Raw genomic sequence first — 9,966 nt, 5'->3', positions numbered from 1 at the left:
CCGCCAGCGGGTCCACCCGCCCGCTCACATGCACCCTCCCGACCTCTCCGTCCCGCGCCCGCTCCCGCAGCTCGAACCGGCCCCCGTCCGAAGCGAACACCACGGCGGACGGCAGCAGCACCGGCGCCCGGAACTCCGCCCGTACCCGCACCGCCGGAGGCGTCCCGAGGGCGGCGAGGCAGCGCGCGGCGGTCCACATGCCGTGGGCGATGGCGCGGGGGAAGCCGAAGAGGCGGGCGGTGAGGGCGTAGAGGTGGATGGGGTTGCGGTCCCCGGAGGCCGCCGCGTACCGCCGCCCCACGTCTGCGGCCAGCCGCCACTCGTCGAGCACGGGCAGCGGGCACCCCTCCCCCGGGGGAGCGTCAACTCCCTTGCCCGGCCCGCCCGTCGACCGGTGCCGCGCCAGATACGTGCTCCGCGACTCCCACACGAGCTCCCCGTCCCGCCGCAACTCGGTGACGACCGTCGCCTCGGTCCCCCGGCGGTGCGGCGCCAACCCCTCGACGTGGACGCCGAGTTCGTACATCCCGGTCGCCGCGAGCGTCCCGTACCGGCTGATCTCGATGGACGTGTGCACGAGCCCGAGCAGCGGCAGCGGAAAACTCCGCGCGCTCATCAGCCGCATGGCCAGCGGAAATCCGAGGACGTGCGGATAGGTCACCGGCAACGAGTCGTCCCCGGTGGCGAATCCGCAGACGCGTTCGTACGCCGACAGCCGCACGAGGTCGATCCGCAGCCCGGCGACGACGGCCCGCTCCCGCGCGAACTCGGCGTCGGCACGCGGCCGTTTGAAGGGGGAGAGAAGCACACCCCGGACGAAGGACGGGACCAGCGACGGAACGGCGGCGAGCGTCGGCATCAGGCCCCCAGCAGACTCTGGCCGCACACCCGCACGACCTGCCCGTTCACGGCCCCGGACGCGGGATGCGCGAGCCACGCCGTCGTCTCGGCGACGTCCGCCGGAATCCCGCCCTGCGCAAGGGAGTTCATCCGCCGCCCGGCCTCCCGGATGAACAGCGGCACGGCGGCGGTCATCTTCGTCTCGATGAACCCGGGCGCGACGGCGTTCACGGTCACCCCGTGTCCGGCGAGCGCGTGCGGCGCGAGCGCCCGGACGAGACCGGCGATCCCGGCCTTGGAGGCCCCGTAGTTGGTCTGCCCGGCGTTCCCCGCGAGCCCGGCGATGGACGCGGTGGCGACGATCCGCCCGCCCGGCCGCAGGGTCCCCTTCCCGAGCAGGACGTCGGTGGTGCGCAGCACGCTCGCGAGGTTGACGTCGAGCACCGAACTCCACCGCTCGGCGGGCATGTTGACCAACCGCCGGTCGCGGGTGATCCCGGCGTTGTGGATCAACACGTCGAGCCCGTCCGGGAGTTCGGCGGCGATCCGCTCCCCGGCGTCGGCGGCGGTGATGTCCAGCGCGAGCGCCCGCCCGCCGAGCCGCCCGGCAAGCCGCCGCGCCTCCTCCTCGGCCTGCGGCACGTCGAGGACGACGACCTCGGCGCCGTCCCTGGCGAGCGTCTCGGCGACGGCCGCGCCGATGCCCCGCGCACCCCCGGTGACCAGCGCGGTCCGCCCCGCGAGGGGCCGCTCCCAGTCCCCGGTGAACGCCTCGCCGCCGCCCACCTCGATCACTTGCCCGCTGACGTACGCGGACTTGGGCGAGAGCAGGAACCGCAGCGTCGACTCGGCGGCCCCGGCGTCGGTGACCCGCACGAGGTTCACGGTCCGCCCGCGTCCGATCTCCTTGCCCAGCGACCGGGTGAACCCTTCCAACGCCTGCTGTACAGCGGCCTGTTGGTGATCGGCGGCGTCAAGTGGCGCCCCCAGCACGACGATCCGCCCGCTCGCGGCGACGGACCGGACGACGGGGTGCAGGGCGGCGTGGACCTCGGCGAGCGTCTCGACGTCCCGCACCCCCGTCGCGTCCAGGACGACCGCCGCCGGATCGCCGGAGCCGGCGCCAAGTCCCGTACGGGCGAGGACGGGTGAGAGGGCGAGCGCCGACGTACCGGCCGTAAGGTGAACCAAGGTGCCGGTGAGGGACGGGCGTTCGGGTGACCAGCGGGCGAGCGCGGCGGGCTGCGGCAGGCCGAGCCGGCGGGTGAGGAAACGGCCGGGTGCGGTGGCGGTGAAGCTCAGATAGCGGTCGGCCATGTACGTCTCCCAAGGTCTCGCACGGGCCCGGCGGAATTACTTACTCCGGAGTAAGGTTACCTGGGGTAAGTCTAGGTCAAGGCTGAGGAGCAGGTCGAGATGAGTCCCCTGGAGCTGGTGCGCGACGGCGAGTCGAAGCCCCCGGTCGAGCCCCCGCGCGCCCGCCGGGTCGCGGTGCTCGGCGGCGCCCGCACCCCCTTCGCACGCTCCGACGGCCCCTACGCGACCGCCTCCAACCAGGAGATGCTGACGGCCGCCGTGAACGGCCTCGCCCTGCGCCACGGCCTCGATGTCCCGGGCGTGGTGGGCGAGTTCGTCGCGGGGGCGGTCCTCAAGCACAGCCGCGACTTCAACCTCGCCCGCGAGACGCTCCTCGGCTCGAAGCTCGACGCGCGGACCCCGGCGTACGACATCCAGCAGGCGTGCGGCACCGGCCTCCAGGCGATCATCGCCGCCGCCAACAAGATCGCCCTCGGCCAGACCGACTCGGCCGTCGCGGGCGGCGCCGACACCGCGAGCGATGCCCCGCTCGGCGTCAACGATCGTCTGCGCCGCATCCTCCTGGAGGCCCGTCGGGCGAAGTCCACCGGCGCCCGCCTCAAGGCCCTGGCGAAGATCCGCCCCGGCCACCTGGTCCCCGACATCCCGCGCAACTCCGAGCCCCGCACGGGACTTTCGATGGGCGAGCACGCGGCGGTCACCGCCCGCGCCTGGGGCATCTCCCGTGCGGAACAGGACGAGTTGGCCGCCACGAGCCACCGACGCCTCGCGGAGGCCTACGAGAGCGGCTTCCTCGACGACCTCGTCGTCCCCTTCCGGGGCCTCAAGCGCGACCAGAACCTGCGCCCCGACTCGACGGTGGAGAAACTCGCCAGGCTGAAGCCGGTGTTCGGGACCGACGGCCCCAACCCGACGATGACGGCGGGCAATTCGACGCCGCTCACCGACGGTGCCGCCGTCGTGCTGCTCGCCTCCGAAGAGTGGGCCCAGACACGGGGGTTGGAGCCGCTGGCGTACCTCACCGCGTACGAGACGGCGGCGGTGGACTTCGTGCGCGGTGACGTCGCTGGCGGAGAAGACGGCCTGCTGATGGCGCCCGCGTACGCCGTACCGCGCATGCTGGAGCGAACGGGCCTGGGAATGGAGGACTTCGACTTCGTCGAGATCCACGAGGCGTTCGCCTCACAGGTGTTGGCGACGCTGGCCGCCTGGGAGAAGCAGGGGCTCGCGCCGGTCGACCGCGAGCGGCTCAACGTCACCGGCTCGTCCCTGGCGACCGGTCACCCCTTCGCGGCGACGGGCGCCCGGATCGTCGCGACGCTGGCCAAGCTGCTGGCCGAACGGGACACCCCCGGGCGGGGGTTGATCTCCATCTGCGCCGCCGGAGGACAGGGGGTGACCGCGATCCTGGAGCGAACGTGACACTTCCTCATATAACCTCGATACTGCACAGCCCCACCCCCGGACCACCTCTCGACCCTCACAGGCCCCCCACGTCAGCACCGTACGATCACCTTGCCTAACCGCTGGTAACCGTTGGTAACTGCTTTCCCCGAGGCTCCGAGGCTGAACGCCCCGGTGCACGAGGCCCGTATGTCCTGCAGCAAGCGTTTTTCCGCTGCGTGCCCAGGGAGCCGCCTGTGTCCACCTCGTACCCCTCGTCGGCCGACTACGCCGACGGCGCTCCCCCCGCCCTCGTCGAGCCCGAGGTCCGGCGGCTCGACGGAGTCGTCCGCGAGGCGGCCGTACCGGCGCTCGCGCCACCCGTCACCCACGGCTCCCTCGCGGAACTCCCGTACGACAACGCGGCGGTGGCGCCCGGCCAGATCGTCCTCAGCCGCCGCGACGCCGAGGGGAACTGGAGCGACGTGACGGCGGCGCAGTTCGCCGCGCAGGTCCACGCCGTCGCCAAAGGGCTGATCGCCGAGGGGCTGGTGCCGGGGGACCGGGTCGCGATCATGGCCCGTACGACGTACGAGTGGACACTCCTCGACTTCGCGGCGTGGGCCGCCGGGCTCGTCACCGTACCCGTCTACCCCACCTCGTCGGTCTTCCAGGTCCGGTGGATACTCCAGGACTCCGGCGCCGTAGCTCTCGTGACCGAGACCATCGGGCAGGCCTCGGCCATCGGGCCCGAGCTGGACCGGCTGCCCGACCTGCGGCACATCTGGGTGATGGAGAAAGGGCACGTGGAGCGGCTCGCGGAGGCCGGGGCGCACGTCCCCGACGCCGAGGTGGAGATCCGCAGGGGGATGCTGATCCCCGACACCCTGTGCACCCTCATCTACACCTCAGGTACTACGGGACGACCCAAGGGCTGCGCCATCACCCACGGCAATTTCTTCGCCGAGGTGGACAACGCGATCGAGCTCCTCCACCCGGTCTTCAAGGCGCAGGGCATCGAGGTCTCCGTCCTGCTCTTCCTGCCCATGTCGCACGTCTTCGGCCGGATGGTCGCCATCGCCGCCGTCCGCGCCCGGGTCCGCCTCGGGCACGCGCCGAGCATCAAGTCCGAGCAACTCCTCCCGGATCTCGCCGCGTTCAAACCGACCTGCCTGCTCGCGATCCCCTACATGCTGGAGAAGGTCTTCAACGTGGCGCGGGCCCGCGCCGAGGCGGGCGGCCGGGTCACCTCCTTCGACCGGGCCGTGTCCGTCGCCCGCCGCTACGGCGAGGCCGTCGAGGCGCAGAAGACCGGCACCGGCTCGGGCCCCGGCGCGGCCCTGCGCACCGCCCGCACCTTCTACGACCCGCTCGTCTACCGCCGTATCCGCAACGCCATGGGCGGCAGGGTCCGGCACGCCATCTGCGGCGGCTCCCCGCTCGGCCGCCGCCTCTCCTCCTTCTACCTCGGCGCCGGGATCGAGATCTACGAGGGGTACGGCCTCACCGAGACGACCGGCGCGACGACGGTGACGCCGCCCCTCAAACCCCGGCTGGGCACGGTCGGTTGGCCCATGCCGGGCACCCGCATCCGGATCGCGGCGGACGGCGAGATCCTCATCGCCGGGGACCACGTCCTGCGCGGCTACTGGGACCCGTCCGCCGGAGGCGTCGTCCCCGCCGCGCCCGACGGGTGGCTGGCGACCGGCGACATAGGGGAGCTGGACGACGAGGGCTACCTCACGATCACCGGCCGCAAGAAGGAAATGATCATCACGGCGGGCGGAAAGAGCGTCGCCCCGGCGCCACTTGAGGACTGGCTCCGCTCCCACCCCCTGATCTCCCAGTGCATGGTCCTCGGCGACGGCCGCCCCTACGTCTCCGCCCTCATCACCCTCGACCCCGAGGGCGTCACCCACTGGCGCCGCATGAACGGCAAACACCCCGTCCCCGTCGAACTCCTCCTCGGCGACGAGGAGTTGGAATCCCTCCTGCAACGCGCCGTCGACGAGGCCAACAAACTCGTCTCCCGCCCCGAATCCATCAGGAAGTTCGCCGTCCTGCCCACCGACTTCACCGAGACGGCAGGCCACTTGACGCCCTCGATGAAACTCAGGAGAGCGACGATCCTGCGGGACTTCGCGGACGTCGTCGAGGGCCTGTACGAGCCGCGGTAAAGGCTCGCCGGAAGCGGCCGGGTCGGCGACGATGAGGCCGTGAACCGCATCGAGTTCTTCCCCTACCGCCTCGACGGCGAACCCGGCCCCCTGCGCGGCATCCGCGTCGACGGCCGCGACCTGCGCGAACAAGTCGCCGACGCCACCCGCGCGTTGTGGCGCAGAGAACTCGCGGAGGACTGGGCGGACGAGACCGAGGACGAGGCCGAACGCTTCCTCCTCGAACAGCACGCGGGGCTGCACGTCGAGGTGTTCACCACGGACCACTTCCGTACGCCGGCCCCGGACGCGTTCCTCCTCGGCTGCCCCTGCGGGATCTGGGCCTGCTGGCCGCTGACGGCGCGCATCGCCGTGACGGACACGACGGTCACCTGGTCGGACTTCCGCCAACCGAACCGCGAACACTGGGGCGAACTCCCCCTCGGCCCCTTCCAGTTCGACCGGGCCGCGTACGACTCCGCACTGACCCCGTGACCCTACGCGGCGAACCCCCCGTTGCTCTGGAGGAGTTGGCCGTTGACCCACTGCCCCTCGGGCGAGCACAGGAAGCCGACGAGGTGGGCGGTGTCCCGCGGAGTGCCCATACGGCCCAGGGGAGTTCGCGCGAGCACCGAGGCGCGGATGTCGTCGTTCATCCAACCCGTGTCCACGGGGCCCGGGTTGACGACGTTCGCGGTGATCCCGAGGTGGGCCAGCTCGTGCGCGGCGGCCTGGGTGATGCGGTCCAGGGCGCCCTTGCTCGCGCCGTACGGCAGGTTGTGCACGGTGTGGTCGCTGGTCAGGGCGACGATACGGCCCGTGCCGTGCGGGGCGTCGAAGCGGCGTCCGAACTCGCGGATCAGCAGCCAGCTCGCCCGCGCGTTGACCGCGAAGTGCAGGTCGAAGCTCTCCACGCTGGTGTCGAGGATGCCCGAGTCGACGCTCTCGCAGTGGCACATCACCAGCGCGGTGACCTTGCCGAGCCGCTCCTCGACCTCGTCGAAGATCCTTGCCGGTGACTCCAGTCGGGCCAGGTCCGCCTCGACCGCGTGCACGGCGGCACCCCGCGCCGCGAGCCCGGCCGCGATCACCTCCGCCGCGCCCGGCTCCCGCCCCCAGGCCATGCGGTCGTCGTACGGCGTCCAGTGCGTGAACGCGATGTCCCAGCCGGAGGCGGCGAGTTGGTCTGCTGTCGCCGCCCCGATGCCGACCGTCCGGCCGACTCCGGTGAGCAGGGCGAGCGGGCGGGAAGGCGTTGTCGTCATGGACGGGGATGGTCCGGCAGGCCCGGCGCCGCCGCAAACGCTTTTCCGTCCGTCAGCACCTCCGCCAACTCCTCCGCGAACGCGGTGAGCCGCTCCAGCTCCGGCCCGCCCCGCGCCACCCGGAAGCCGTGCCGCCTCGCCCAGAACGCGGCCTGTACGGCGTGGAGTTGGGCCCACCGCCGCAGCCGCTCCCGGTCGACGCCGGCCGCCTCGCCGAAGACGTCCAGGAGCCGCAGCGCCGCCGCCCGCAGATCCGGCGCCACCAGCAGTGAGAACGCCCGCGTCTTGAGGAAGTTCGCCCCGTCGTAACCCTGGTCGCCCGCATACCCCTTGGGGTCCACCGCGAGCCACGGCTCCCGCTCGGCGGGCAGGACGTTCCGGGCGTGCAGGTCGCCGTGTACGAGGGTGTCGGGCTGATCCCGGCCGAGGTCCCGCACGGTGGCGTGCGCGGAGTCGAGGACGCGGCCGGGGATGCCGTGCGCCAACTCCCGCACGTCGACGTGGAGTTGCTCGGCCCACTCGTCGGCGCGAGCGCTGAGCCGGGGCAGATGCGCGGGCGCGGGCACCGCGAGCCGCCTGCTGAGCTGCCCCGCGACCGACGCGATGACATCCTCGTCGGTCTCGCTCTCACCCAGCGTCGACGACCCGACCCGCTCCAGCAGCATCGCGAACCGCGCGTCGTCCCGCTCGTACAGCAGAACGGCACCCTGCCCGGCCCAGGCGGCGAACGCGTCGGGCTCATGGACGTTGCCGGGGTGCGGGAAGGAGACCTTCAGCACGGCAGGCCCCTGGCTCCCCCGTACTACGGGTACGACGACCCCGACCCCGCCGAACATCAACTCACCGTCGACCACACACCCCCAGCGGCCGAGCAACTCGGCGACAATGCCGGGGAGTTCGCGGATCCAGCGCTCGCCGGGCACGCCCTCACGGGCGATGGTCGTCCGGGCGAGGACTTCGGGTACCTCGATCATCCGGGCACTCTAGTCCGGCGCTGAGCGCGGGAGACGTACGGCCTGTTCGAGGCCGCGCGTTCGCACTTCGCGGGAGCCGTACCGGCTGTTCACGTCCCCGAGTCCGGCCTTTGCGGGAGGCGCACCGCCTGGTCGCCGCCGCGAGTCCGCGCTCCGCGCGGGAGAGGCCCCGGTTGTTCGCCGCCCCCGGGCCGCCCCTGCCGCAATTCCACCTGTTCGTCGCCCCCGGGCCGCCCTCGCCGCAATTCCACGACCAGTTCCGCGAACGCCCGCGCGGGCGGGCTCAGTGCGTCCCAGCGCCGCATCGCCCAACCGACCGGCAGTGGACGCAGATCGGGCAGTGGCACGAGCCGCAGCGCCCCCGCCCCGGTCGCCGCGAGCCCCGGCAGTGCCGGGACCACGGCCCGGCCCACCCCCACCTCGGCGAGCAGCAGCGCCGTGTCCCAGTCGGCGACGCTCGTGTCGTACGCGAACCGGACTCCCGACTCCGCGCAGGCGGCGTCGAGATGGGCGGCCGAGGTGGAGTTCGGGGGCAGGCGGATCAGCCGTACGCCGTCCAACTCGCCTGCGCTCAGGGCCTTTCGCCCAGCGAACTCGTCGTCCTCGCGCACCGCGAGCATCCACGGCAGCTCCACCACCCGGCGCTGCTCGATGCCGCGTACCGGTGGCCCCAGGGTGATCCACGCGAGGTCGAGCGTGCCGTCGGCGAGCGCGTCGAAGCTGCCCCGGCCCGAACTCACCGTGCGGAATTCGAGGTTGACGTTCGGATGCCGCTCGCGGAAGGCGACGACCGCGTCCGACATGAAGTGCCGCACGGTGGTGGCGCCGGTGGCGAGCCGCACGTAGCCCCGGCCGCCGTCGACGAGATCCCTCAACTCCCGTGCGGCCAGGTCGAGTCCGGCGATCCCGTCGCGGGCGGCCCGTTCCAGGATCCGCCCGGCCTGGGTCACCGCGACTCCCCGGGGCCGCCGTTCCAGCAGCCCCACCCCGAACTCCCGCTCCAGCCGCTTCACATGCTGGCTGACCGCCGACTGCGTACACCCCAGCTCCCTGGCGACCGCACTCAGACTCCCGGCCCGGCACACGGCGACGAACACCCGCAGATCTTCCAGCGTCATACCCCCAAGCAAACACTAGGGTCCAGCAACAAATCCCAAGGATTGACTCCCCCTTCCCGCCCGTACGACGATTTCCCCGGGCCCACGGCGGCAACCCGCTCCCCACCCGGGAAGGGAGCGGGTGCCGACCAATTCCCCCGGCGAGAAGGGGGAGAACGCAGGAAGGGACAGCAACTGGCCTTAACTCTGTGGGAGTTGGGCGCAGCCACGGCTCCTCGCCCCGGCGGCTACCCCACCCGCTGCGCGATCAGGAACGCGTGCGGTGTCTTCTCCTCCTCGATCGGCTCCCGGACCGTGCGGGACAGCATCGTGAACCCGGTCTCCTTCAGCAGCCCCTCCATGAACTCCGGGCGGCGGCGCAGGAAGTCGATGGCGACCGGATGGCCCCAGGGCTGGTCGTAGTGGCGGGGTTCGTCGCCCACCTGGAAGGCGAGCAGGAGGTGGCCGCCGGGGGCGAGGGCGCGGTGGAAGCCCTGGAAGAGGCGGGGGAGTTCGGGCGACGGCGTGTGGATGGACGAGTACCAGCACATGACGCCGTCGAGCGAGCCGTCCGGGAAGGGGAGGTCGAACATCGAGCCCTGTTCGAAGCGGATCCCGGGGTTCTCGCGGCGGGCCACCGCGAGCATCGACTCCGACAGGTCGAGCCCGGAGATGTCGAGGCCGAGCCCGGCGAGGCGCCCCGTGGACCGGCCGGCGCCGACGAGTTCGGCGTACACCCCCAGTACGGCCCGCTCCAACGGCCTGTTGGCCAGCTCGTCCTGGAACCGCTCGGAGTAGTCCTCGGCGATGGCGTCGTAGAAGGTACGGGTGGTGGTGAGGAAGTCGGTCATGGCGGGTGACCCTAACCGGCACCACTGACAACACCCCCGGGTACGAGGCCCCCGGCGCCAGTCCCTGTCGCTTATACACCTCT

At 72.2% G+C, this 9,966-nt stretch carries 9 protein-coding genes; 3 read left to right on the top strand and 6 right to left on the bottom strand.

The window, feature by feature from the left end; all coding sequences use genetic code 11:
* Together AOK24_RS23155 and AOK24_RS23150 are read right to left on the bottom strand one after the other, a co-directional pair.
* A partial coding sequence (locus AOK24_RS23155) for a MaoC family dehydratase (RefSeq protein ID WP_055721988.1) occupies positions 1-859 on the bottom strand: 859 nt, incomplete at its 3' end.
* The gene (locus AOK24_RS23150) at positions 859-2,157 is read right to left on the bottom strand and encodes a 3-oxoacyl-ACP reductase (protein ID WP_055721987.1); all 1,299 of its coding nucleotides are present in this window, start codon (positions 2,155-2,157) and stop codon (positions 859-861) included. The genes AOK24_RS23150 and AOK24_RS23155, both read right to left, overlap by 1 nt.
* 99 nt (positions 2,158-2,256) lie before the next feature.
* On the opposite strand from AOK24_RS23150, the gene AOK24_RS23145 reads away from it, so the two are divergent.
* The 3 genes from AOK24_RS23145 to AOK24_RS23135 all read left to right on the top strand — a co-directional run bounded on the left by AOK24_RS23145 (position 2,257) and on the right by AOK24_RS23135 (position 6,191).
* On the top strand, positions 2,257-3,579 hold the full coding sequence (locus AOK24_RS23145) for an acetyl-CoA C-acetyltransferase (RefSeq protein WP_055721986.1): 1,323 nt from the start codon (positions 2,257-2,259) through the stop codon (positions 3,577-3,579).
* 218 nt (positions 3,580-3,797) lie between these two features.
* The gene (locus tag AOK24_RS23140) at positions 3,798-5,717 is read left to right on the top strand and encodes an AMP-dependent synthetase/ligase (protein ID WP_055721985.1); all 1,920 of its coding nucleotides are present in this window, start codon (positions 3,798-3,800) and stop codon (positions 5,715-5,717) included.
* Between the two features lie 39 nt (positions 5,718-5,756).
* Entirely contained in the window at positions 5,757-6,191 is a 435-nt protein-coding gene (locus AOK24_RS23135; RefSeq protein ID WP_055721984.1) for a hypothetical protein, read from the top strand.
* Between the two features lie 2 nt (positions 6,192-6,193).
* On the opposite strand, the gene AOK24_RS23130 is transcribed toward AOK24_RS23135, so the two are convergent.
* From AOK24_RS23130 to AOK24_RS23115, 4 genes are all read right to left on the bottom strand, one after another.
* Positions 6,194-6,961: an SDR family oxidoreductase gene (locus tag AOK24_RS23130; RefSeq protein WP_055721983.1), complete on the bottom strand. Its 768-nt coding sequence runs from the start codon at positions 6,959-6,961 to the stop codon at positions 6,194-6,196.
* Positions 6,958-7,935 (bottom strand): aminoglycoside phosphotransferase family protein, encoded by a 978-nt coding sequence (locus AOK24_RS23125; protein WP_055721982.1) that lies wholly within the window; start codon positions 7,933-7,935, stop codon positions 6,958-6,960. Before AOK24_RS23125 ends, AOK24_RS23130 begins: the two co-directional genes overlap by 4 nt.
* Before the next feature lie 89 nt (positions 7,936-8,024).
* Positions 8,025-9,053 carry a LysR family transcriptional regulator gene (locus tag AOK24_RS23120; protein WP_079056944.1) on the bottom strand — a complete coding sequence of 343 codons (1,029 nt, stop codon included), beginning with the start codon at positions 9,051-9,053 and terminating at the stop codon, positions 8,025-8,027.
* A 227-nt stretch (positions 9,054-9,280) separates the two neighbouring features.
* Positions 9,281-9,883 carry a class I SAM-dependent methyltransferase gene (locus AOK24_RS23115; protein WP_055721981.1) on the bottom strand — a complete coding sequence of 201 codons (603 nt, stop codon included), beginning with the start codon at positions 9,881-9,883 and terminating at the stop codon, positions 9,281-9,283.
* Between the last annotated feature and the right edge of the window lie 83 nt (positions 9,884-9,966).

It is taken from the genome of Streptomyces niveiscabiei (assembly GCF_001419795.1).
GTDB classification, from domain to species: Bacteria; Actinomycetota; Actinomycetes; order Streptomycetales; family Streptomycetaceae; genus Streptomyces; species Streptomyces niveiscabiei.
This window is presented reverse-complemented; position numbering and strand designations above follow the sequence as displayed.

What these genes read in the sequence shown, in the direction of transcription:
- AOK24_RS23150 (WP_055721987.1), bottom strand. Translation starts at nt 2,157, where the DNA reads ATGGCCGACCGCTATCTGAGCTTCACCGCCACCGCACCCGGCCGTTTC.
- AOK24_RS23145 (WP_055721986.1), top strand. Translation starts at nt 2,257, where the DNA reads ATGAGTCCCCTGGAGCTGGTGCGCGACGGCGAGTCGAAGCCCCCGGTC.
- AOK24_RS23130 (WP_055721983.1), bottom strand. Translation starts at nt 6,961, where the DNA reads ATGACGACAACGCCTTCCCGCCCGCTCGCCCTGCTCACCGGAGTCGGC.
- AOK24_RS23125 (WP_055721982.1), bottom strand. Translation starts at nt 7,935, where the DNA reads ATGATCGAGGTACCCGAAGTCCTCGCCCGGACGACCATCGCCCGTGAG.
- AOK24_RS23120 (WP_079056944.1), bottom strand. Translation starts at nt 9,053, where the DNA reads ATGACGCTGGAAGATCTGCGGGTGTTCGTCGCCGTGTGCCGGGCCGGG.
- AOK24_RS23115 (WP_055721981.1), bottom strand. Translation starts at nt 9,883, where the DNA reads ATGACCGACTTCCTCACCACCACCCGTACCTTCTACGACGCCATCGCC.